General features: G+C 70.4%; 23 protein-coding genes. 9 read left to right on the top strand and 14 right to left on the bottom strand.

What is annotated here, in order from left to right; genetic code table 11:
- The first annotated feature begins 493 nt into the window (after positions 1-493).
- The 5 genes from ABZ434_RS32680 (at position 494) to ABZ434_RS32700 (ending at position 5,336) form a co-directional block, all read left to right on the top strand.
- The gene (locus ABZ434_RS32680) at positions 494-877 is read left to right on the top strand and encodes a hypothetical protein (protein ID WP_359144517.1); all 384 of its coding nucleotides are present in this window, start codon (positions 494-496) and stop codon (positions 875-877) included.
- A complete protein-coding gene (locus tag ABZ434_RS32685; protein ID WP_359144520.1) occupies positions 874-2,682 on the top strand; it encodes an alpha/beta hydrolase in 1,809 nt (602 codons plus the stop codon). Before ABZ434_RS32680 ends, ABZ434_RS32685 begins: the two co-directional genes overlap by 4 nt.
- Before the next feature lie 41 nt (positions 2,683-2,723).
- The gene (locus ABZ434_RS32690; RefSeq protein WP_359144582.1) at positions 2,724-3,239 is read left to right on the top strand and encodes a hypothetical protein; all 516 of its coding nucleotides are present in this window, start codon (positions 2,724-2,726) and stop codon (positions 3,237-3,239) included.
- Positions 3,240-3,335: 96 nt separating this feature from the next.
- Positions 3,336-4,331, top strand: a complete 996-nt coding sequence (locus tag ABZ434_RS32695; protein WP_359144523.1) for a bifunctional lytic transglycosylase/C40 family peptidase — start codon at positions 3,336-3,338, stop codon at positions 4,329-4,331.
- 273 nt (positions 4,332-4,604) lie between these two features.
- Positions 4,605-5,336: a phosphatase PAP2 family protein gene (locus tag ABZ434_RS32700; RefSeq protein ID WP_359144526.1), complete on the top strand. Its 732-nt coding sequence runs from the start codon at positions 4,605-4,607 to the stop codon at positions 5,334-5,336.
- A gap of 105 nt (positions 5,337-5,441) precedes the next feature.
- Here the strand turns inward: ABZ434_RS32700 and ABZ434_RS32705 are convergent, their stop codons facing one another.
- Both ABZ434_RS32705 and ABZ434_RS32710 read right to left on the bottom strand, forming a co-directional pair.
- The gene (locus ABZ434_RS32705) at positions 5,442-7,037 is read right to left on the bottom strand and encodes an FAD-binding oxidoreductase (RefSeq protein ID WP_359144529.1); all 1,596 of its coding nucleotides are present in this window, start codon (positions 7,035-7,037) and stop codon (positions 5,442-5,444) included.
- Positions 7,038-7,082: 45 nt separating this feature from the next.
- Entirely contained in the window at positions 7,083-7,271 is a 189-nt protein-coding gene (locus ABZ434_RS32710; RefSeq protein ID WP_359144532.1) for a hypothetical protein, read from the bottom strand.
- A gap of 132 nt (positions 7,272-7,403) precedes the next feature.
- Between ABZ434_RS32710 and ABZ434_RS32715 the strand changes: the two genes are divergently transcribed.
- Complete coding sequence (locus tag ABZ434_RS32715; RefSeq protein ID WP_359144535.1) at positions 7,404-8,282, top strand: hypothetical protein; 879 nt, start codon at positions 7,404-7,406, stop codon at positions 8,280-8,282.
- Between the two features lie 117 nt (positions 8,283-8,399).
- Positions 8,400-8,594, top strand: a complete 195-nt coding sequence (locus ABZ434_RS32720; protein ID WP_359144538.1) for a hypothetical protein — start codon at positions 8,400-8,402, stop codon at positions 8,592-8,594.
- Between the two features lie 34 nt (positions 8,595-8,628).
- Here ABZ434_RS32720 and ABZ434_RS32725 read toward each other — a convergent pair whose 3' ends face one another.
- A complete protein-coding gene (locus tag ABZ434_RS32725) occupies positions 8,629-9,024 on the bottom strand; it encodes a metal-sensitive transcriptional regulator (protein WP_359144541.1) in 396 nt (131 codons plus the stop codon).
- Between the two features lie 200 nt (positions 9,025-9,224).
- Between ABZ434_RS32725 and ABZ434_RS32730 the strand changes: the two genes are divergently transcribed.
- Positions 9,225-9,845 (top strand): DUF47 family protein, encoded by a 621-nt coding sequence (locus tag ABZ434_RS32730; protein ID WP_359144544.1) that lies wholly within the window; start codon positions 9,225-9,227, stop codon positions 9,843-9,845.
- Positions 9,846-9,850: 5 nt separating this feature from the next.
- Complete coding sequence (locus tag ABZ434_RS32735) at positions 9,851-10,849, top strand: inorganic phosphate transporter (protein WP_359144547.1); 999 nt, start codon at positions 9,851-9,853, stop codon at positions 10,847-10,849.
- Positions 10,850-10,965: 116 nt separating this feature from the next.
- Here ABZ434_RS32735 and pstB read toward each other — a convergent pair whose 3' ends face one another.
- From pstB to mshD, 11 genes are all read right to left on the bottom strand, one after another.
- Complete coding sequence (pstB, locus tag ABZ434_RS32740; protein WP_359144550.1) at positions 10,966-11,742, bottom strand: phosphate ABC transporter ATP-binding protein PstB; 777 nt, start codon at positions 11,740-11,742, stop codon at positions 10,966-10,968.
- Positions 11,743-11,766: 24 nt separating this feature from the next.
- Positions 11,767-12,849, bottom strand: coding sequence for a phosphate ABC transporter permease PstA (gene pstA / locus ABZ434_RS32745; protein WP_359144553.1), 1,083 nt, complete (start codon positions 12,847-12,849; stop codon positions 11,767-11,769).
- Entirely contained in the window at positions 12,846-13,838 is a 993-nt protein-coding gene (pstC, locus tag ABZ434_RS32750; RefSeq protein WP_359144556.1) for a phosphate ABC transporter permease subunit PstC, read from the bottom strand. The genes pstA and pstC overlap by 4 nt, the downstream gene beginning before the upstream one ends.
- 147 nt (positions 13,839-13,985) lie before the next feature.
- Positions 13,986-15,122 carry a phosphate ABC transporter substrate-binding protein PstS gene (pstS, locus tag ABZ434_RS32755; RefSeq protein ID WP_359144559.1) on the bottom strand — a complete coding sequence of 379 codons (1,137 nt, stop codon included), beginning with the start codon at positions 15,120-15,122 and terminating at the stop codon, positions 13,986-13,988.
- A 315-nt stretch (positions 15,123-15,437) separates the two neighbouring features.
- Positions 15,438-15,854: an NUDIX hydrolase gene (locus ABZ434_RS32760; RefSeq protein WP_359144585.1), complete on the bottom strand. Its 417-nt coding sequence runs from the start codon at positions 15,852-15,854 to the stop codon at positions 15,438-15,440.
- A gap of 8 nt (positions 15,855-15,862) precedes the next feature.
- Positions 15,863-16,861 (bottom strand): CHAD domain-containing protein, encoded by a 999-nt coding sequence (locus tag ABZ434_RS32765; protein ID WP_359144562.1) that lies wholly within the window; start codon positions 16,859-16,861, stop codon positions 15,863-15,865.
- The gene (locus ABZ434_RS32770; protein WP_359144566.1) at positions 16,848-19,097 is read right to left on the bottom strand and encodes an RNA degradosome polyphosphate kinase; all 2,250 of its coding nucleotides are present in this window, start codon (positions 19,095-19,097) and stop codon (positions 16,848-16,850) included. Before ABZ434_RS32770 ends, ABZ434_RS32765 begins: the two co-directional genes overlap by 14 nt.
- Positions 19,098-19,347: 250 nt before the next feature.
- Positions 19,348-20,322, bottom strand: coding sequence for a hypothetical protein (locus ABZ434_RS32775; protein ID WP_359144569.1), 975 nt, complete (start codon positions 20,320-20,322; stop codon positions 19,348-19,350).
- Positions 20,319-21,224, bottom strand: coding sequence for an ABC transporter ATP-binding protein (locus ABZ434_RS32780; protein ID WP_359144572.1), 906 nt, complete (start codon positions 21,222-21,224; stop codon positions 20,319-20,321). The genes ABZ434_RS32775 and ABZ434_RS32780 overlap by 4 nt, the downstream gene beginning before the upstream one ends.
- Positions 21,221-21,631, bottom strand: coding sequence for a GntR family transcriptional regulator (locus tag ABZ434_RS32785; protein WP_328895362.1), 411 nt, complete (start codon positions 21,629-21,631; stop codon positions 21,221-21,223). Before ABZ434_RS32785 ends, ABZ434_RS32780 begins: the two co-directional genes overlap by 4 nt.
- A gap of 91 nt (positions 21,632-21,722) precedes the next feature.
- Entirely contained in the window at positions 21,723-22,661 is a 939-nt protein-coding gene (gene mshD / locus ABZ434_RS32790) for a mycothiol synthase (protein ID WP_359144576.1), read from the bottom strand.
- Positions 22,662-22,880: the final 219 nt, after the last annotated feature.

Genomic DNA, 22,880 nt, shown 5'->3' on the forward strand with positions numbered 1-22,880 from the left:
GCTGCGGGGAGCGGGCGCACCCCTTTGTGGGTGCCGCACGCAGCGGATGCGCGGTGGGGCGAGGGCGGCCCCGGTGTGATCCGTCGGGGCGTGCGCGGGACCGGCCGGAGCTGCTCACCCGCTGGGGCGCGGAACGCAACTGGGCCGGTACGGATTTCAGGGACCCGGACCGGACGGTGTTGTGCCTGCGGTACGCGGGGGAGGACGGCTCACCGGCGTACTCCATGGGGGGCATGTCGGAGGCCGGCACCCCGCCGGAGGATCGCGCGGCCGCCGCGGTGCACCGGCTCGCGACGGAGGACCCGAGGGCGTACGGGGCGTAGGGGCCGGTCCATCGCCGGTCCACCGTTCGGGTGATCTCGGTCCGGAGGTGATGCGTTGGGAGGCCCGGGGAGCGGGGGGCCGGGCCGCTTCCGGGCGTCGGGGTGCGCGGCGTGTCGGGGCCGTCGGGTTTGGCACAGTGCCGCTCCACGATCAAGGAACGGGGCAAGCGGTGAGCGGTGTGCGGCAGAGGCTGAGCGATCTGGCGGGTGGCGGGGGCGGACCCGCCGGCGGGGACGGGTTGAGGCACAGCGACGGGGTGTGGCTGCGCGCTGCCGGGGGCGCGGAGGGGATGGGGGTGCACCTCGGACCGGTGCGTACGGAACTGGCAACCGCGCACGAAGGCTTGCTCGCGGGCACCGTCGGCCTGAACGCGCTGGCCGAGCTCGGTTCCGTACGCGAGTCGTGGGAGCGGCGCTTCGAAACCGCGCGCCGTGAGTGCGGGTCCCTGGCGGGCAGCCTCCGGGCGGTCGCCCGGGCGCAGGGGGAGACGAACGAGACCGTGAAGTCGTCCTTCGCACCCGTGGCGAGGCGGACGCACGGGGTGGAACGATGACGGCGGGAGCTTCCAGGCTGACCTGGGCCCAGTTACGGGACCTGAAGTGCGCCGAGCTGGAGGGTGCGGCCGACGGCTGGGGCACGGCGAGCAATCGGGCCGACGCCGGGCGGGACCGGATCGAGAAGCAGCTGCTGAACGGTCTGCGGGAGACCCAGCAGGGCGCGGCAGCGGACGCGGCCGTGCGCAGGTTGCGGCAGATGAGCCGGAACCTGCAGTACGTGTACACGGAGTGCGGTCTCGTGCGTACGACGCTGAACAGCCTCGCGCACGAGATGAAGGCCCAGCAGCGGGCGTTGCGGGAGGCGTTGGAGGATGCGCAGGCGCTGGGGTTCACGGTCCACGCGGACGGGTCGGTGACGTATCCGGAGGCGGGGGAGGGCCTGGTCGACGGGAAGCCGTTGGCGGGCGGGACGGCGGCGGTGAGAGGGAGGCCGGGGTTGCTGCCCCCGTCGGGTCTGGTGGCCCCGAACCCCAATGCGGCCAAGGCGCAGGACATCGCGGACCGGGTGACGAAGGCCGTGCGTACGGCGGCCGAGACCGACTGGCGGTTCGCCAGGATCCTGCGGAAGCTGAAGGCCGAGGAGGGCCTGACGGTCCCAGACCGCACCTGGACGGACGCGGCGGGGGACGCTGCGGATGTCCGGGAGGCGGCGTGGGGGTACCTGAAGTCGGCCATCCCGCACGAGGCGAGTCCGGCGGAGCGGCGGGAGTGGTGGGCGGGCCTGACGGACGAACAGCGCGAGGAGTACCTCGCGGTGTACCCGGACCAGATCGGCAACCTGGACGGCATCCCGGCCCTGGTCCGCGACACGGCGAACCGCGACAACCTGCAGTTGCTGATCGGCAAGCTGGAGGGGCAGGGCGGGGAGAGGGCGGAGACGCAGTTGGCGGGGCTGCGGGAGATTGATCGGCAGTTGCAGGCGGGGCGCCGGGCCGGCGAGCCGCCCATGTACTTGCTGGGCATCGGGGACGAGGGGAACGGGCGGGCGGTTGTTTCGTTCGGTAACCCAGACACGGCAAGGAACGTTGCCACATACGTTCCGGGGTTGAATACCTCGCTCGATAAAGAGTTTGCGGAAGGTGACCTGAAGCGGGCGCGCGACACGGCTATTGGTGCTCGATATTATGATCCGTCGAGTGCTGCCATTGTGTGGCTCGGATACGATGCGCCTCAGTCACCAGATGGTTTGGACGGACTTGATGTTATGGGGGATGAGCGTGCCGAGAGAGGCGGCAGCTCCTTTCATCAGTTCATGGGGGGTTTGTCGGCCACGAATCAAAATAGTGATCCCCATATGACTGCGATTGGTCACTCGTATGGCTCTCGAACGGTAGGGGCCGCCACGCAGCACGGTGGGGGTATCCCAGGGGTGGATGACATCGTTCTGGTGGGCAGCCCCGGGGTCGGTGTAGATCACGCAGAGGATCTCGGAGTGGGTAAAGACCATGTCTTCGTTGGTGCGGCGGAGAACGATGTAGTGACCAAGCTGCCGTCAAAACAGCAGAGCGCGCTAGGTGCTGCTGCCTTTGCTGCTACAGGACCTGTCGGGGTGCATCTTCTCGGTGAGGTTGCGGACCAGGGGGATGATGACCTCTGGTTCGGTCGGGACCCTGCAAGTAGATCCTTTGGGGCGCGCCGCTTTGAGGTTGACGACGGGCCTCAGTTGCTTGGTTCGGATGGAGCTTCACTTGATGCTCACTCTCACTATTTCGACCCGAATAGAGATGCAGTATCGGCGAATAACATTGCTCTCGTTACGGCGGGACGCCCTGAGAAAATCAAAACTGAGGGGTATCGATGAGGTGCAAGTGCAGCGCGATTGGCATCATGCTGATCTTGTGTATGTTAACTGCCTCATGCGTCAGCGGTGGCGGGAAACCGAGCGGAAGAGGTAGTGATCGCATGGACATGCAAACGGCCGCCGAGCATGCCGATGGAATTCTAGATGCGGTCCTTGCGGAGATTCACCCGGAGGTTCAGTGGGTGCATGGCCCGACAACCACGGGTGTCTGTGACGTAACCCGCAGGCGTGCTGTGATGACCGTCGTTTCTGCGGAGCGCCGCGGGAGCCTCCTGGGGCTGGTCGATCGATTTTGGCGAAAGAGCCATTACAGGATCAAGGCGGTCAACGATGATCTGGAGGTGCCGGCCATCTTTGCGCAGACGAGGGATGGATTCGGCGTAAGCCTGATTGTTGGAGGTGCAGGGCAAGTCTTTTTCGAGGTTGACAGCCCTTGTGTCCGAGAGGCAGAGGTGGCTGAGCCAGCTGCGGAGCCACCAGGACCAAGCTACGCGGGGGCCGAAGTGATCCCCCGCCCCAACGTCCACTCCGACTTCTGGTCCGCCGGCGCGTCCTGATGGCTCATCAGTGACCCCAATGACTCGTACACACCGTCGAAAACACCCATGAACCCCTCCCCGATGGGGGATGGTTGAGGGGTGCGGAAATACTGGATGGCAGGTGGGATCGGCGCCGGCGTCGCCATGCTCTTCGTGGCGCTGCTCGTCGTCGGTACGTACTCCGCCGCCGCCGGCCTCGGTGGCGCGGGTGGGGGTGGGGCCGTGGCGTTGGCCAAGGGGGCCGTGCCGGCCAAGTACCAGCCCCTTGTGCAGAAGTGGGGCAACCTCTGCCCGGCCATCAATCCCGCCCTCCTCGCCGCGCAGCTCTACCAGGAGAGCGGCTGGAACCCGCGTGCGCAGAGTCCGGCCGCCGCTCAGGGCATCGCGCAGTTCATCCCGGGGACCTGGGCCTCGCACGGGGTCGACGGGGACAACGACGGGGACCGGGACGTCTGGGATCCCGCCGATGCGATCCCGTCCGCCGCTTCGTACGACTGCGAGCTGGCCGGGTACGTGAAGAAGGTGCCCGGGGACCCGACCGACAACATGCTGGCCGCCTACAACGCCGGTGCGTACCGGGTCATCAAGTCGGGTGGGGTCCCCGCCATCGCGGAGACGCAGAACTACGTCAAGATCATCCGGACCCTGGAGAAGAGCTTCGCCCGGCCCGTCGGGCGGGTGCAGCCCTCTCAGCAGGCCGCGGGCGCCATCTACTTCGCCCAGAAGAAGCTCGGTACGAAGTATCTGTGGGGCGGGAACGGCACTCCGGAGCAGGGCGGGCGGTTCGACTGTTCGGGGCTGACCCAGGCGGCGTACCGGACCGTCGACATCGAGCTGCCCCGCGTGGCGAACGATCAGTACAACGCCGGTCCGCACCCCTCGCGGGACGAGCTGCTCCCCGGGGACCTGGTGTTCTTCTCCGACGACCTGGCCAACTCCCGGGCCATTCACCACGTCGGCCTGTACGTAGGGGGCGGATACATGATCAACGCTCCGTACACCGGAGCCGTCATCCGGTTCGACAAGATCGACACGCCCGACTACTTCGGTGCGACACGCGTCACCAAGGACGGTGCCGCGGCCCTTCCGACCGCGCAGCCGGCGGCCTGACATGCGGGCGTCGGTGGCCGGAACTCTCTGTGAAGCCTGGGCCCTGAGCTGCGACGATGAGTCACTCTTCGATAACGTCATGGTGATCATTCGGTAGAGAGTGGAACGTACGCACGGGACGCGTCGTTCTCTGGTGGGACCGGGGCCGCAGCCATTGACCTAGCGTCGCCCCACGCACGTAAGTGACCGAACCGAACACGGGGGTTCGTCATAGCGGCGCACATGGGTGTGTGCCGCAGCAGCAGCAGCAGACAAGGCAAGGGGCCGCGGCAGATGGCTGGACTCGCACTGGATGGGTCGAACCCCGATGTCAGCCTGCTCTACGACATCAACGGGCTCGCGAAGGCCGCTCCCACCTGGTTCGACCGGGTCATGGAGTTCGTCGGTGAATACGGGATCATGCTCGGCATGGTCCTGGTGGTCGTGTGGTGCTGGTGGAGTGTCCGCCGGCGCGGCACGGCCGAGGATTCGGTGAGCGCCGTCGCCGGCCTCGTCTGGGCGCCGCTCGCGGCCGGGATCGCCCTGCTGATCAACATCCCGATCCGCGGATTCGTGGAACGGCCGCGGCCGTTCAAGGACCACCAGGGGCTGGACGTCCTGGTGGACGGGAAGAACGACTTCTCCTTCGTCAGCGATCACGCGACCATGGCGATGGCCCTCGGCGTCGGGCTCTTCGTGGCGAACCGGAAGTTCGGCATCGCGGCGATCGGGCTCGCCCTGCTGGAGGGGTTCTGCCGGATCTACATGGGCGTGCACTACCCGACCGACGTCATCGGCGGCTTCGCGCTCGGCACGGCCGCCGCGCTGCTCCTCGCCCCGCTCGCGATGATGCTCCTGACCCCCCTGGTGGGCGCCGTCTCACGGTCGGGCCGGCTGGGCAGGCTGGTCAGGTCACGCAGTCCGCTCGCGGCAGAGGCCGACGACGGTGGCGATGCGCTCGGGATCCCCGAGCCGCGCCCCGGCTCGGGGGGCGGCTCGGAAGGCGAGAAAGGGCTCGCCGCCTGAGGGCTGTCCCGCCCTCGGCGTCGGGTGAGGGGCGGTCAGCCCGAGGCCTACGTCACAGCGGCCGGGGTGCGGGAGTGAGGGCGGTCCCTCCGGGTCCCACCCACGTCACAGTGACTGCGGGTACGTGAAGAACCCCTCCGGGTCGTACCGCTTCTTCACCTCGTCGAGGCGGGCGAGCGCCGGGCCGTAGTAGGCCTTGCGCCAGTCCGTCAGGGCCGGGTCCGTGTAGTTCTGGTAGGCCGCCCCCGAGGCGTAGGGGCGCAGCGCGGAGTGGGTGTCTTTCAGCCACTTCTGCTGCGCGGTGCCTGCAGTTCCCGCGCGCCACGCGCCGATGTACTGGGCGAGCATCCGCGAACCGCGGTGGACGAACGCGGTGGCCTGTGGGTCGACCCGGTTGACCGCGCCGCCCAGCGCGGTGAGCGCCACCGATCCGCCGCCGCCCTGGCTTCCGTCGAGCCGGGTGAAGGCCTCGGTCCGGTCGAGGAGGGCCTGGACGCCCTCCGGAGGCAGCGAGCGGTCGTAGAAGTCGGACGCCGCCGCGTACGTCTCGCGCTGGAGCGAACCCTGCGGATCGCGGCCCGGTGTGGTGCCGGGCAGGTGGCACTGGGCGTCGGTGATGCCCGAGCAGCCCGCGTACACGAGCATCGCCTCCTGGTAGCTGCGGCGGCGCAGGGACACCGAGGACGCGGAGGCGCCGATCCGGTCGGCGAGGCGGTCGACGGCGTTCTGGAGATCGCCGTAGGTGCCGAGGCTGAACGCCGACACCGAGACCGTCGGGTTTCCGCCGCCCGGCCCCGCCGCGACGTGTGCGGCGGACCAGATCTCGTCCGGCTGGGCAGGGCCCCACTCCTGCCAGGCCGTCACCACGGCCCGGGCGCGCGACCACGGCCAGGACATGTACGCGGAGACGGTCTGCGGAGCGGGGCGGGTTCGGAAGCGGAGTTCGGTGACGATGCCGAAGTTGCCGTTGCCCGCGCCGCGCAGCGCCCAGAACAGGTCCGGGTCGTGCTTGGCGTCGGCGGTCAGCGTCCTGCCGTCGGCGGTGACGATCGTCGCGCCGGTGAGGCTGTCGCAGGTCAGGCCGTACGCGCGCGAGGCGACACCGTGACCGCCGCCGAGGGTCAGGCCGGAGATGGCGACCGTGGGGCAGGAGCCGCCGGGGATCGTCAGGCCGTGCGCGGCGAGGCCCTGGTAGACGTCGAGGAGCCGGGCCCCCGCGCCGATGGTGCCGTTCCGGTCGACGCGGTTCAGTGACGAGACGTCAATGACCAGTCGTCCGTTGCCGCTCGACCACCCGCCGTAGGAGTGGCCACCGCTGCGGATGGAGACCGGTACGGCGCTGCGGCGGGCGAACGCCAGGCACTCCCGGATGTCCGCCTCGTGCCGGACGTAGGCGACCGCGGCCGGCCGCTGCCCGTCGTAACGGGTGTTGTAGAGCTGACGGGCGGTCGGGTAGGCCGCGTCGTCGGGGCGTACGAGGTGCCCGGCGAGGCTGCTGCCCAGGGCGGGCCAGTCCGCCGGAACGGGGGGCGAGGTCTTCGACGGGGTGGCGGGGGCGCCGGTCGTGGCGGCCGACGTGGCCGGGGTGGGGCCGGCGGCGGGGGCGCCGGGGCCGGGGTCGTCGCATGCGAGGGCAGTGGCGCCGGTGAGTACGGCCGCGGCGCCGGCGGTCAGGACGGTGCGCCGGTTGGGCAGGTTCATCGGACCTCCGGGGTGGGGGGAGGGGACGGGGCGGAGGGCCGGTGGTCAGGCCGGGGCGGTGCGGTGGTCCTCGGCGTCCGTGCGGGCCCGGTCGCGGGAGCGGCGGGCCGGTCCCGACCAGCCGCAGGTGCAGCGGGCGGTGCAGAACGAGCCGCGTTCGACGGTGGTGGCTTCATGGGCGGGCCGGGCCGGCGGCACGGCCGGCGGGACCTCGGCGGTGTGTTGGTCGTACACGCGTCCAAGGTACTGGGCAGGGCCGTCCGGCGGTGAGTGGTGTGCGAGCGGCGTTACGAGGGGCACGGGCGGTCGTTATGCGGAACGGGTGGGGAGCTCGGGCAGGCGGTCGGCGTTGGGGGTTGGCAGGCGATGGTGGTGCAGCAGCACAGGTCCGGAGGCGGGACGCGCGCTGTGTGCGCCCTCGCCGTGGTGGGCGTGATGGTCGCGGCCTCCGGGTGCGCCGGGGCCGGCGGGGGCGGGGACCGTGCGGCGGCCGACGACCGGTCAGGTCCCGGCGCCGTCGCAGCGGTGCGACGGGCGGCGGCGGTGCTCGCGGCGGGGAACGGGGCCGGGCACCGGGCCGGGAGCGCGGAGGTCAGCACGTCCCTGGAGACGGCGGCCGGCGGCACCCGGGTGACGATCAGGGGCAAGGGCGCGTACGACTTCCGTACCCAGTCCGGCCGGCTCAAGGTCGTGCTGCCGCAGGACCCGGCGGGCGAGGACGAGCACCGGCCCATCACGGAGCTGCTGGCGCCGGGCGCGCTCTACATGATGAACCGCGGTGCCGGAGTGCCCGCGGACAAGTGGGTCAGGATCGACACGACGGCGCTGGCGGACGGCAACCTGGTGACCGGCGGGGCCACCGATCCGATGGCCGCGGCCGAGCTGCTGGGCGGGGTGAGCGCGGTGACGTACGTGGGCGAGACCGACCTGGCCGGGGTGACGGTGCGGCACTACCGGGGGACCACGGACATCGGGCGGGCCGCGCGCCGGGCCTCGGCTGCTTCACGGGGTGCGCTGACGGCGGCGGCGAACGGTTTCCGCACGGACACGGTGTCGTTCGACGCTTATCTGGACGAGCAGGGCCGGCTGCGCAAGGTGCGTCACCGTTTCAGCTTCGCCAACGAGGGAGAGGCGCGCGAGGTGGTGTCGACGACGCTTCTGTACGGGTTCGGGGTGGTGGTCTCCGTACCGCTGCCGGACGCGCGTGACATCTACACCGGAGAGATCGACCCAGGAACGGCGTGATCCGGACGGAAGGCCCTAGCCATCCGGCGGCGGCGAAATGGTCCGTCCGTGCCATGCGCGGTGTGTGCCGCGGTCCCTACCCTGGGAAGCCGGCGACGGCAGTGAGAGGTGAGTGACGTGGTGACGCTCAGCCCGCGGACCGTATCGGACCATGTGGCCCTCGCCGAGATCGAGCTCTGCGGGGAGCTGATGATCGCGGCGTCCGCGGCCATCGGGGAGCGGCTCAGCGCGGACCGTATCGACGAGGTGCTCGACGTGAAGGTGAACACCGAGCGCACCACCGTCCCCCGGCAGGCGGATCACCGGGGGTGACAGGGCGGGCGGCCGGTGCGCTGTCGACCTCTGATCAGGTGCGCAGCAGGCGGGCGATGGCCTTGGTGGCCTCCTCGACCTTGGCGTCGATCTCCTCGCCGCCCTTGACCGCGGCATCGGCGACGCAGTGGCGCAGGTGCTCCTCCAGCAGTTGGAGCGCGAAGGACTGGAGCGCCTTGGTGGACGCCGAGACCTGGGTGAGTATGTCGATGCAGTAGACGTCCTCGTCGACCATGCGCTGCAGTCCGCGGATCTGGCCCTCGATGCGGCGCAGGCGCTTGAGGTGCTCGGCCTTCTGGTGGTGGTAGCCGTGTATCCCCCGGTCGTGGTCGGTCACGATCGCTTCGGCGGGAGCCGTGGCCTCGGCCGTGCCCGCTCCGCCCGTCGCGTCGGGCGAGCGGTCCGCCTCGGTGGCCTCGGTGGTGGTCATTGCTGCCTCCCGTTTTTCCCTTACCCTGCCGTTTAGATACCCCTGGTGGGTATATCCTAACGAATTCAGCTGAAACGTGACCGGGGCCCCGTGCTGATCACTGTGCCTGATGCGCGACACTGAAGAATGCCGGTTAGCCGTGGCCGGATGATGCGCCTAGCATCAGCCTGACCGAATCCAAAGCACCCCGAGGACCCCACGTGCGCTTTCGTCTGACCCCCAGGGAGACGAGCTTCTACGACATGTTCTCCGCCTCCGCGGACAACATCGTCACGGGCTCGAAACTCCTCATGGAACTGCTCGGGGCGGATTCTGCCTCCCGAGTCGAGATCGCGGAGCGCATGCGGGCAGCGGAGCACGCGGGGGACGATGCCACCCACGCGATCTTCCACCAGCTGAACTCCTCCTTCATCACGCCGTTCGACCGCGAGGACATCTACAACCTGGCCTCGTCGCTCGACGACATCATGGACTTCATGGAGGAGGCCGTCGACCTGGTCGTGCTGTACCAGGTCGAGGAGCTCCCGAAGGGTGTCGAACAGCAGGTCGAGGTGCTGGCGCGGGCGGCGGAACTGACCGCCGCGGCGATGCCGAACCTGCGGACCATGGACAACCTCACCGAGTACTGGATCGAGGTCAACCGCCTGGAGAACCAGGCCGACCAGATCCACCGCAAGCTGCTCGCCCAGCTCTTCAACGGCAAGTACGACGCCATAGAGGTGCTGAAGCTGAAGCAGATCGTGGACGTGCTGGAAGAGGCTGCCGACGCGTTCGAGCACGTCGCGAACACGGTGGAGACCATCGCGGTCAAGGAGTCCTGAACCACGTGGACACCTTTGTGCTGGTCGTGACCATCGGCGTCGCGCTCGGCTTCACGTACACCAACGGCTTCCACGACTCGGCGAACGCCATCGCCACGTCGGTCTCCACCCGGGCGCTCACGCCCCGTGCGGCCCTGGCCATGGCGGCGGTGATGAACCTCGCCGGCGCGTTCCTCGGCAGCGGGGTCGCCAAGACCGTCAGCGAGGGCCTGATCGCGACGCCCACGGGCGACAAGGGGATGGGAATCCTCTTCGCCGCACTGGTCGGCGCGATCATCTGGAACCTGGTCACCTGGTACTTCGGCCTGCCGTCGTCGTCCTCCCATGCCCTGTTCGGCGGAATGGTCGGCGCGGCGCTGGCCGGCGGGACGCTGGTGCACTGGAGCGGGGTGCTCGACAAGGTCGTCATCCCGATGTTCATCTCGCCGGTGATCGGCCTGGTGGTCGGCTATCTGGTGATGGTCGCCATCATGTGGATGTTCCGGAAGTCCAACCCGCACAAGGCCAAGCGCGGATTCCGGATCGCGCAGACGGTCTCGGCCGCGGGCATGGCGCTCGGGCACGGTCTCCAGGACGCGCAGAAGACGATGGGCATCGTGGTGATGGCCCTGGTCATCTCCGGCCACGAGACGTACAGCGACCCGATCCCGGTCTGGGTGAAGCTCGTCTGCGCGCTGATGCTGTCGCTGGGCACGTACGCCGGTGGCTGGCGCATCATGCGTACGCTCGGCCGGAAGATCATCGAGCTGGACCCGCCGCAGGGCTTCGCCGCGGAGACGACGGGGGCCTCGATCATGTTCGGCTCGGCGTTCCTGTTCCACGCGCCGATCTCCACGACGCACGTCATCACCTCGGCGATCATGGGTGTCGGCGCCACGAAGCGCGTGAACGCGGTGCGCTGGGGTGTCGCGAAGAACATCATCCTCGGGTGGTTCATCACCATGCCGGCGGCGGCGCTGGTCGCCGCCGCGAGCTACGGGATCGTCGCGCTGATCTTCGGGTAACGGCCCCGCAGACCGTACGAACGGGTCCGCCCCGCCCTCCTCATGGAGAGCGGGGCGGACCCTTCGCCTTGTGGTGGCACCGCCATGCAGCACCCCAAGGCCGTCCTTGGGAGCCCTCAGCCGAAGCGGCCGGAGATGTAGTCCTCCGTGGCCTGGACCGAGGGGTTGGAGAAGATGCGTTCCGTCTCGTCGATCTCGACGAGCTTGCCGGGCATGCCGACCGCCGCGAGGTTGAAGAACGCCGTGCGGTCCGAGACCCGGGCCGCCTGCTGCATGTTGTGCGTCACGATGACGATCGTGAAGCGCTCCTTGAGCTCGCCGATCAGGTCCTCGATGGCCAGGGTGGAGATCGGGTCGAGGGCGGAGCACGGCTCGTCCATCAGCAGCACATCGGGCTCGACCGCGATGGCGCGGGCGATGCACAGCCGCTGCTGCTGACCGCCCGAGAGGCCGGAGCCGGGCTTGTTCAGCCGGTCCTTGACCTCGTTCCAGAGGTTCGCGCCACGCAGCGACTTCTCCACGATGTCGCCGAGGGCGCTCTTGCGGTACTTGCCGTTCAGCCGCAGGCCCGCCGCGACGTTGTCGAAGATCGACATGGTCGGGAACGGGTTCGGGCGCTGGAAGACCATGCCGACCGTGCGGCGCACGGTGACCGGGTCGACGTTCGATCCGTACAGGTTCTCGTCGTCCAGCAGCACCTTGCCCTCGACGCGGCCACCGGGGGTGACCTCGTGCATCCGGTTCAAGGTGCGCAGGAAGGTGGACTTGCCGCAGCCGGACGGGCCGATGAAGGCGGTCACGGAGCGGGGCTCCACGGTCATGGAGATGTCGTCGATCGCCTTGTGGCTGCCGTAGAAGGCGGACAGGCCGCTGATGTCGATGCGCTTGGCCATCTGAATCACTGCTTTCTGCTGGCCCTATCGGCCGGTCTTGGGGGCCTTCCAGCGGGCGATGCCGCGGGCCACCAGATTGAGGATCATGACGAAGGCGATCAGGACCAGGGCCGCTGCCCAGGCGCGGTCGTAGGACGCGGCCTCCCCGATCTTGTACTGCTCGTAGATGTAGAACGGCAGTGACGACTGGGCGCCTTCGAAGGGGTTCGGGTTGATCAGCTGGCTGCCGAAGACCAGCAGGATGATCGGCGCGGTCTCGCCGGCGATGCGGGCGACGGCGAGCATGACGCCGGTGGCGATGCCGCCGATCGCCGTCGGCAGGACCACCTTCAGGATGGTGCGCCACTTGGGGATGCCGAGGGCGAGGGAGGCCTCGCGGAGCTCGTTCGGTACGAGCTTCAGCATCTCCTCGGTGGAGCGGACCACGACGGGGATCATCAGGATCGTCAGGGCCAGGGCGCCCATCAGGCCGGAGGGCTCAAGACCCGCGATCAGCATGATCGAGAGGATGAACAGACCGGCGACGATGGACGGGATCCCGGTCATCACGTCGACGAAGAAGGTGACGGCCTTGGCCAGCGCGCCCTTGCCGTACTCCACCAGGTAGACCGCGGTGAGCAGGCCAAGCGGGGCGGAGATCAGCGTGGCGATGCCGACCTGCTCCAGCGTGCCGATCAGGGCGTGGTAGACGCCGCCGCTGGCCTCGGGCCCGAGGACACCGGCCATCGAGTGGGTCAGGAAGTAGCCGTCCAGGCGCTCCGAGCCGCGGCTGATGGTCGTCCACAGGAGCGAGGCCAGCGGGACGACGGCGATCAGGAAGCAGACCCAGACGAGGCTGGTGGCGAGGCGGTCCTTGGCCTGGCGCCTGTTCTCCACGACGCTGGTCGCGACGTAAGAGATCGTCAGGAAGAGCAGCGCGGAGATCAGGCCCCACTGGACGCGGCTGTGCCAGCCGGCGGCCGCGCCGATGCCGGTGCCGAGGGCGATCGAGACGACGGCGAAGCCGAGCGGGGCCAGGCGGGGCAGGGTGCGGCTGCTGAGGCTGCCCGTCGGCGCGGGCGGGGTCGGCACCGGGCGGTCCTGGACGCTGGTGGATGCGTGGCTCATGCGTTGGCCCCCGAGTACTCCTTGCGGCGGGCGATGATGAGCCGCGCGGCGCCGTTGACCAGCAGGGTGAGGACGAAGAGGACCAGGCCGGAGGCGATCAGGGCGTCGCGCCCGAACGCGTCGGCCTCGCCGAACTTCGCGGCGATGTTCTGGGCGAACGTCCCGCCGCCCGGGTTGAGCACGTGCAGCGAGATGAGGAAGCTCGGCGACAGGACCGTGGCGACGGCCATCGTCTCGCCGAGCGCACGGCCGAGGCCCAGCATCGAGGCGGAGATCACACCGGAGCGGCCGAAGGGCAGCACCGAGAGGCGGATGACCTCCCAGCGGGTGGCACCGAGCGCGAGCGCGGCCTCCTCGTTCATCTTCGGTACCTGGAGGAAGACCTCGCGGCTGACGCTGGTCACGATCGGCAGGATCATGATCGCGAGCAGGATGCCGACGGTGAAGAGCGAGCGGGCGACGCCGATCTCGGTCTTCTCGAAGAGGTACGTCCAGCCGAAGAACTGGTCGAGCCAGAGGTTGAGGCCTTCGAGGTACGGCACGAGGACGAGCGCGCCCCAGATGCCGTAGACGATGCTGGGCACCGCGGCGAGCAGGTCGATGACGTACGCGATCACGCCGGCGAGCCTGCGCGGTGCGTAGTGCGAGATGAACAGGGCGATGCCGACAGCGATCGGAACCGCGATGGCCATCGCGATGATCGAGCTGACGACGGTCCCGAAGAGCAGGACGGCGATGCCGAAGACGGGCGGGCTTCCGGCCGGGTTCCAGTCGAGGGTGGTGAAGAAGTTGCCCTCGTCCTTGGAGATGGCGATCGCGGCGCGGTAGCTGAGGAACACGGCGATCGACGCCATGAGCACGAGCAGCAGGATGCCCGAGCCGCGGGAGAGCCCCAGGAAGATCTTGTCACCGGCGCGGCCGGTGGACCTGGCGCGGGTGCGCCTGCCCGGCGGGGCCGGTGGAATTTCTGTCTGCGTGGTGGAAGCCATGGTCTTTCCGGTCTGTGTGGGGGAGCGGAGAGCTCCCCTGGCGGCGGTGCACCGGATGGGTCGGGGTGGCGGGCGCCGGTCCGGAGAGGTGCGCCGGACCGGGCCGCCTGTTGCGTCGTGCGTGGTTCGTCGTGCGGGGTGTGCGGGTTACGAGAGGCCGGCGACCGTCTCGCGGACCTTGGCGTTGATCGCGTCGGGGATCGGGGCGTAGCCGGCCTCGGTGAGGAGCTTCTGGCCGTCCGCGGAGGCGGTGTAGGTCAGGAAGGACTTCACGGTGCCGAGGGTGTCTGCCTTGTTTCCGGTGTCGCAGACGACCTCGTACGTCACCAGGACCAGCGGGTACGCGCCCTCGGCCTTGGTGGTGTAGTCGAGGTCGAGCGCCAGGTCCTTGCCGGTGCCCTTGACCTTGGCGGCGGCGATGGCCTTGGAGGCGTTCTCCGAGGAGGCCTTGACCGGGGTGGCGCCGCCGGTGTTGATGTCCACCGTGGTGATCTGCTGCGAGGCGGCGTACGAGAGCTCGAAGTAACCGATCGAGCCGTCGACCTGCTTCACCTGGGTGGCGACACCGGAGGAGCCCGACGCTGCCTGGCCACCGGGGGCCGGCCACTTCTTCTCGGCCTCGTACTTCCAGTCGCTCGGGGCCGCGGCACCCAGGTACTTGCCGAGGTTCTGGGTGGTGCCGGAGTCCTCGGAGCGGTGGAAGGGCTGGATCGCCTTGTCCGGGAGCTTGGCGCCCGGGTTCAGCTTGGCGATGGCCTCGTCGTTCCACTTCTTGATCTTCGTGTCGAAGATCTTGGCGAGGGTGGGGGCGTCCAGCGTCAGGCTGTCGACACCGTCGAGGTGGAAGCCGATCGCGATGGGGCCGCCGACCATCGGGAGGTTGATGCCCTGGCCGGTCTTGCAGATCTTCTTCGAGTCGGCGACCTCCTCGGGCTTCAGCGCCGAGTCGGAGCCGGCGAAGCCGACGGTGCCCTGGTTGAAGGCGACGATGCCCTCGCCGGACGAGGAGGAGTTGTAGTTGATCTCCACTCCGGAGCAGGCGGCCATGTACTCCTTGACCCAGAGGTCCATGGCGTTCTTCTGGGCGCTGGACCCGGAGGCGCGCAGCTGACCCTTGGCGCCGTCGCACTTGACGTTCGACGCGGCCTTCGTCTGGCCGCCGCTCCCGCCGGTGTCGCCGCCGCTGTTGTTGTCCGAACCGCACGCCGTGAGGACCAGGGCGCCGGAGACGGCGAGGGCACCGAGCGCGGTGGCACGAAGCCGGTTCTTGCGCTGAAGCTTCACTTTCGGGTGTTCCTTCCAGGAGCCGCCGCGGTGGTTTCGGTCTACGACGGCGTGCGAGGTGATGGGTGGAGCGGAAGTCCTGTCCGGTGCGGTGTGTTCCTCGCACCGTGCACTGCCGAAATTAGGCAGAACAGGTGAAGTGGCTTGCGGGGGTGAGTGAACGGGAGGTGAACCGTGTCGGGCGGCCTGGTTCCGCCCGGCGGGCCCCTGGGGCGGACGCCACACATGGGGGCCGAGGGGCCCGCCCTCACCCACGGGACGGGGCCGGGGCGGCCGGAGCCGCTACGCGCGTCGGGGGCGGGGCGGCCGGACCCGCTACGCGCGCGGCAGGGTCCGCAGGGCCGCGTCCAGCAGATCGCGGTCGCGGGGCTGGGTCAGGCGGGCGCGGGCGGCGGCAGGGCGAAGCCACAGCACGCCGTCCACCTCACTGTTCGGTACGAAGGCGCCTGCCGTGGCCTCGGCCGACCAGTACGTGACCTCTTTCGGCCGGCCGTTCGCGACGTACCGGACCAGGGGCAGCACCGCCCCCGGCACGCAGTGGTGGCCCGTCTCCTCCAGGACCTCGCGCAGGGCGGCGTCCCGCGGGGACTCGCCGCGCTTCAGCTTGCCCTTGGGGAACGACCAGTCGTCATAACGTGGACGGTGTACGAGACAGAGCTCCACGCCCTCGTCGGCCGCGGCGGGCGGGCGGCGCCACAGCACACAGCCCGCCGCCCGCACCGTGCCGCCCACCGCCCGGGTCATGGCCGGATCGCCGCCGTCGTCGCGTACGGCCAGCTCTCCCGGAAGACCGACCGCGCCGCCTCCACCTCGTGGCGCTGGTCGGCGTGGAGCACCCCCAGGGCATACGCGGTCGTCGGTGCGATGCGGGGCGTGCGGGCGGCCGCGGAGGCCGCCGCGGCCGCCTCCGCCGCGTCCCGGTGCAGATCGAGCGCGTGACCGGGACCGGCCAGGACCGGATCGGGGGCGCCCCGCACCACCTCGTGGGCGTACCGGTGCAGGCGCAGCAGCAGCCGGGTCTGGTGCCAGGGTGCGTCGTGCGCCTCGTTGTACGGCTCGGCCGTCTCGTCCGAGGGGAGCGCCGCGACGGCGCCCAGCATCCGCTGCTCCGCCCGGTCGGCGGGCCCGCGCAGCAGCTCGTCGGCGGGTTCGGCGGCCTCGGCGGACAGTGGCACCTCGGAGGCCAGCAGCGCGACCGCGTCGGCCACGGCGTGGAACCGGGAGGACCCGAGCGCCTGGAGCGCCGCGGAGTGGGCGCGGGTCCGGGCGAGGGTCAGCTGCCGTTCCAGCAGTGCGCCGGCGCGCGCCGCGCCGACGCCGAGGACGGCGCGCTCCTTGTCGACGACGGCGACGGCGCCGCCGGCCTCGGCACGGGCCGTCGGCAGGGCAGCCCCCGACAGGCCGTGCAGTGCTTCGAGGAGCCGGGTCAGCCGGCCGGCGTACGCGTGCTCGCGGGCGAGCGTGCCGGACAGCCAGGCCAGTTCGGTGCGCAGGTGCTCGGCCCAGAGCGGGTCGAGCGCGGCGCGGAAGGTGTGCAGCGTGCCGCTGATGCGGCGGGACGAGCGGCGCAGGGCCCAGGCGGCCTGTTCGGCGGCCTGGGGTCCGGCGTCGCTGGGGGCACTGCTCTCGCGGTGCAGGCGCAGGCTGCGCAGGAAGTCCGCGGCCTGGGCCCGCAGATACGGTGCGAGCACCGATCCCGCGGTCACGGCCGCCTGTGTCTGGTGGTCAGGGCGTCGCACGCCGGCGCCTCCGGGCGTCAATGAGCATTTCCTGTACGTGGCGCAGCGGCCGGCCCTCCGCGTCCGTGGCGTGCCGGGTCCAGTTCCCGTCGGGGCCCAGGTGCCAGGAGGAGGTGGTGTCGGCCATGCCGGTCTCCAGGAGCCGGCTGAGAGCGGCCCGGTGCGCGGGGTCGGTGACCCGGACCAGGGCCTCGATACGGCGGTCGAGGTTGCGGTGCATCATGTCGGCGCTGCCGAACCAGACTTCGGGTTCGCCGCCGTTGCCGAACGAGAAGACCCGGGAGTGTTCGAGGAAGCGGCCCAGAATGGAGCGCACCCGGACGTTCTCGGAGAGACCGGTGACGCCGGGGCGGATCGCGCAGATGCCGCGGACCCAGATGTCGACGGGGACGCCCGCCTGGGCGGCCCGGTAGCAGGCGTCGATGATCGCCTCGTCCACCATCGAGTTGACCTTGATGCGTACGTAGGCGGGGCGGCCGGCCCGCTGGTGAGCGACCTCCTTGTTGATCCGGACGATCAGTCCGTCGCGCAGCGACTTCGGGGCGACCAGGAGGCGGCGGTAGGTCTCGCGGCGCGAGTAGCCGGAGAGCCGGTTGAAGAGGTCGGAGAGGTCCGCGCCGACCTGCGGGTCGGCGGTGAGCAGCCCGAGGTCCTCGTACAGCCGGGCCGTCTTGGGGTGGTAGTTGCCCGTGCCGACGTGCGAGTACCGGCGCAGGGTGTCGCCCTCCTGCCGGACCACGAGGGAGAGCTTGCAGTGCGTCTTGAGGCCGACGAGCCCGTAGACGACGTGGCAGCCCGCCTCTTCCAGCTTGCGCGCCCACTTGATGTTGGCCTGCTCGTCGAAGCGGGCCTTGATCTCGACGAGTACGAGGACCTGCTTGCCGGACTCGGCGGCGTCGATCAGGGCGTCGACTATCGGGGAGTCGCCCGACGTCCGGTACAGCGTCTGCTTGATCGCGAGGACGTCCGGGTCGCCCGCCGCCTGCTCCAGGAACGCCTGGACGGAGGTGGAGAAGGAGTCGTACGGGTGGTGCAGCAGCACGTCGCGTTCGCGCAGGGCGGCGAAGATGTCGGGCGCCGAGGCGGACTCCACCTCGGCCAGGTCGCGGTGCGTGCCGGCGATGAACTTGGGGAACTTCAGCTCGGGGCGGTCCAGCGACGCTATGCCGAACAGTCCGGTGAGGTCGAGCGGCCCGGGCAGCGGGTAGACCTCGGCGTCGGACACCTTCAGCTCGCGGACCAGCAGGTCCAGTACGTACGGGTCGATGGACTCCTCGACCTCGAGGCGGACCGGCGGGCCGAAGCGGCGCCGCATGAGCTCCTTCTCCAGGGCCTGGAGGAGGTTTTCGGCATCGTCCTCCTCGACCTCCAGGTCCTCGTTCCTGGTGACCCGGAACATGTGGTGCGCGAGGACCTCCATACCGGGGAAGAGCTCTTCGAGGTGGGCGGCGATGACGTCCTCGATGGGGACGTAGCGCTGCGGCGAGGCCTCCAGGAAGCGGGTCAGCAGCGGCGGCACCTTGACGCGGGCGAAGTGGCGGTGGCCGCTGACCGGGTTGCGTACGACGACGGCGAGGTTGAGCGAGAGGCCGGAGATGTACGGGAAGGGGTGCGCCGGGTCGACGGCCAGCGGGGTCAGCACGGGGAAGACGCGCTGGCGGAAAAAGGTGAACAGGCGGGCCTGCTCCTTCTCGGTCAGCTCCGGCCAACGGATCAGCTGGATGCCCTCGTCCGACAGGGCGGGGGCGACGTCCTGCTGGTAGCAGGCGGCGTGCCGCGCCATGAGTTCGCGCGAGCGGGTCCAGATCAGGTCGAGGACCTCGCGGGGCTGGAGGCCGGACGCGGACCGGGTGGCGACACCGGTCGCGATGCGGCGCTTGAGACCGGCCACCCGGACCATGAAGAACTCGTCCAGGTTCGAAGCGAAGATGGCGAGGAAATTAGCCCGTTCGAGGAGCGGTGTCGCAGGGTCCTCGGCCAGTTCCAGAACGCGTTCGTTGAACGCGAGCCAACTGCGTTCCCGGTCGAGGAACCGGCCCTGCGGCAGCTCGTCCCCGTCGACGTCGGGCTCGTACGCGTCGGCGTCGGCGTCGAGCTCGGGATCCAGGTCGGCCGCTGTGGACAGGGCGGCGGACGAGGACGACGGGGTGGCGTGCGGCCGGTGCGCGGCGAGGGAGCCGACGGACGGCTGGGCGGTGGGCTGGACCGGGACCTCGGAGCTGGGCTGCTGGCTCATGGGCCCATTCTTCCGCGTGGAGTGCTCCGGAGGCGCGTCGGAGAGGGATGAGATCGCGGAGATCGCGTGGTCGGCGCGCTCTCCGCCGGGATTTCTCCCGTTGCGGGGGGTCGGCACAGCTGGCTGCATCCTGAGAGGGTCGCAAGGGCGTCTGAATGCCCGGTAACGGCGACATGACATGCAGGAAGCGGTGTGGCCGTGCCCGGGGGACGGTTCGGCTCCCCGGGCACGGCTCCGTGCGGTCCTCCGGTCAGGCGTGGCGGCGGCGCAGGACGCGGAAGGCGAGGGCGACGGCGGCGGCGGTGAGGACGAGGACGATGCCCGTCCCGACCAGCTGGAGAGGCCAGAAGTGCGAGGCGGGGTGGTAGTCGGTGTACGTGCCGGTGACGTGGTGGTCGGCCAGGCAGCGGTTCACCAGCTCGGGCACGGGGTCCCGGTAGCAGGTTTCGCCGGGCAGTTGCTGCTCTCCCGCCATCAGCCCGCTCCCGACGAACAGGGTGCTGCCCGGAAGACCGGCCGGGGTGGCGTTCAGCGGCGTGACCACCGTGGTGACCGCCCACAGGCTGTCGCGTACGGCGCCGAGCGCGAGCGCCACCGCCCCGTACACCAGGGCCGTGACGCTCATGGCGACGAGCGTGCGGCGCACCAGCAGCGCGGCGAGCGCGCCGAGGGCGATGCCGAGCAGGGCCGAGGCCGTGGGCAGAGTGCCCGTCGCGGCGTACACGCTCGTGTCGTACCAGGCCGGGCGGTCGGTGTCGGGGGAGGTCCGGCACCAGGCGTACACGGCCGAGAGCACCGGCACCGCCACCACCGTGATCGCCGCCGGAACGGTGAGCTTGGTGAGGAGCCAGCGAGCGGGGGAGACGGACTGGGACCAGGCCAGCCGGTACGTGCCGCTCTCCAGCTCCCGGCCGATCATCGGACCGGCGACGAACACGCCGATGGCCGCGGGCAGCACCATCATGGCGGTGCCCGTGTAGCGCAGCACGTCCCTGAGCCACGCCTGGTGGCTGAGGACGTCGTCGAGCGCCGCGAGGCAGCGTGGGGAGGTGTCCATGTAGGAGCACCCGCTGTCCGTGTACGTGTCAGCCGGGCCGGAGTTCCACCACACTGCCGTCATGAGCATGGCGACCCCGGCGAGTGCGAGGGCGCCCGCGATCCACAGGGCGCGGCGGTGCTGGAGTACGACGATGCGGGCCGGGCCGCGCAGGGCGAGGGTGCTCATGCGGCGCTCACCGCCTCGCGGGCCGGGCCGTCCGCGCTCGGCGTGAGCAGCGGTGGCGCGTCCGGTGACCGCAGGTGCGCCAGCAGCAGCTCCTCCAGTGACGGCTCCGCTGTCTCCCAGCCGGCGGACGCGTCCACCGGGCCCTCCCTCCTGACGAGTGCGGTCAGCTGCCGCCCCGTGGTGCGGGACTCGACCACGGTGTGCGGGGCGAGGTCGCCCACCGGGCCGGTGAGCAGGGTGTGCGCGGCGATCAGGTCGTCCGTCTCACCGCCGAGGCGGATACGGCCCCCGTCGACGAGGAGCAGGTAGTCGCAGGCGCCCTCCAGCTCGGTGAGGATGTGTGAGGACATCACGATGGTCGTGCCGTGCTCGGCGGACTCCGCCATCAGCGCGCCCATCAGCTGGTGCCGTGCCAGGGGGTCGAGGTCGGCCATCGGCTCGTCCAGGAGCAGCAGTTCGGGCCGCTTGCCCAGCGCGAGGGCCAGGGCGAGCCGGGTGCGCTGACCGCCCGACAGGGTGCGGACCTTCGCGCCGCCGGGGAGCGGCTCCGTGATGCGTTCGGCGGTGGCCCGGTCCCAGGTGGCGGGGTTCAGCTCGGCGCCCGCCCAGAGCGTCTCCGTGACCGTCAACTGCGGGTACAGCGGCTTGTCCTGGGCCACGAAGGCCATCCGGGCGCGGGCGTCGGCGGGCGTCAGGCCCAGCACCCGTATTGTTCCCTCCGCAGGCCGCAGGAACCCCGCGGCGATGCCCAGCAGGGTGGACTTGCCGGCCCCGTTGGGCCCGACGAGCGCGCACACGCGTCCGGCGGGCAGCCGGAACGAGCAGTCGTGCAGCACCCGGCTCCCGCCCCTGCTCCGATAGGTCATGCCGAGGCCCACGGCCTCGATCGCAGCGCCTGTCATCCGGTGTGATCCCCCTCGAACGTCTTGTCCAGTACGGCGGTGAAGAGCGCGCCCACGTCGTCCCTGTCCAGGCCGGCGGCGCGGGCCCGGCGGGCCCAGTCGGTGAGCTCGGCGCGCAGCGGGGCGTCGTCGGCCGCCGCCGCGCCGCCGAGGGCCCGGGTGACGAAAGTGCCGAGGCCGCGCCGCGCCTCGACGAGACCCTCGCGCTCCAGTTCGCGGTACGCCTTCAGCACGGTGTTCGGGTTGATGGCGGTGGCCTCCACGACCTCGCGGGCGGTGGGCAGCCGGTCGCCGGGCTCCAGCAGCCCCAGCCGCAGGGCTTGTTTGGTCTGCTGGACGATCTGGAGGTACGTGGCGACGCCGCTGCGCCGGTCGATGCGGAACTCGACCGCTGCGGACTCTGCCATGTTCACCCCTTTCACTAATTGAGTAGTGAAAGGGTGGCGCAAAGCAGGGGCGGCGTCAAGCGGCGCCGCCCCTGGGGGTGTTGAGGGAGGCTCAGGACTCCGTGCGGTACATCAGGTCGACCTCGTGGGTGGTGAAGCCCATCCGCTCGTAGACGGCCACGGCCGCGGTGTTGTCCGCGTCGACGTAGAGCATCGCGGTGGGCAGGCCCTCCGAGGCGAGGTGGCGCAGCCCGATCGCGGTCAGCGCCTTGCCCAGGCCGCCGCCCTGGGCGTCGGGCCGGATGCCGACCACGTACACCTCGCCGAGCTGCTCGTCGGCGTGCACCTTCGTCCAGTGGAAGCCGATGAGCTCGGTGCCGCCGTCATCGGTCGCGCGCTCGGCGAGGAAGAAGCCCTTCGGGTCGAACCACGGCTCCGCCTTGCGGTCGTCGAGGTCGCGCTGGGTCAGTGACCCCTGCTCGGGGTGGTGGGCGAAAGCGGCGCTGTTCACGACGAGCCACGCGGCATCGTCCTCGCCCGGCACGAAAGTGCGGACGGTGACACCCGGGGGCAGGGCCGGCTCCGCGATGTTCAGCGGGGTCAACGGGCGTCGCAGCTGCCGCAGTTCGCGGAACAGTGAGAGGCCGAGCACCTGCGCGAGGTGTCGTGCCGCGGACTTTCCGCCGTGCGCCCAGACGCGCAGGCGCTTGCCGGTGGCGGCAAGCAGCGCCGCCCCGAGAGCCCGCCCGTGGCCGTGCCCGCGGTGCGAGGGGTGCACGACCAGCTCGGCGGCCGGTGCCTCGACGGGGTCGGTGTCCTCCAGTTGCGCGTACCCGACCAGCGTGCCGCCGGCGGTCAGCAGGAAGTGCCGCACGCCTTCCCGGTGCCCGCCCCGCAGCTGCAGCCGCCCCTGCTCGGAGACGGCTTGCCGGCCGTCGGACCGCGCGGCCTCGGCGAGGAGCTCCGCGACGGCTTCGGCCTGCTCGGGGAAGAGGGTGTCCAGCGTCTGGATCTCGCGTCCGGGGGCGGGGAGGGGTACGTCAGTCGTCATGTGTACGAGCGTACGGCGGGGGCGGGGGTTCTGTGCCTTGCCCCTGTCTGTGGCTCGGGGTTCCGTCCTCAATCGCCGGACGGGCTTGTTTGTGCGGGTGCCCCGCGGGCGGCGCGGCGCTCCGGGTGCGGGTTTTGTCCTCAATCGCCGGACGGGCTTGGTGGCGCGGGTGCCCCGCCCCGGCGGCGCGTTTGCCCGGTGGGTGGGGGTCCGGGGTCC

This window comes from Streptomyces sp. NPDC005761 (assembly GCF_040630635.1).
GTDB lineage: Bacteria > Actinomycetota > Actinomycetes > Streptomycetales > Streptomycetaceae > Streptomyces.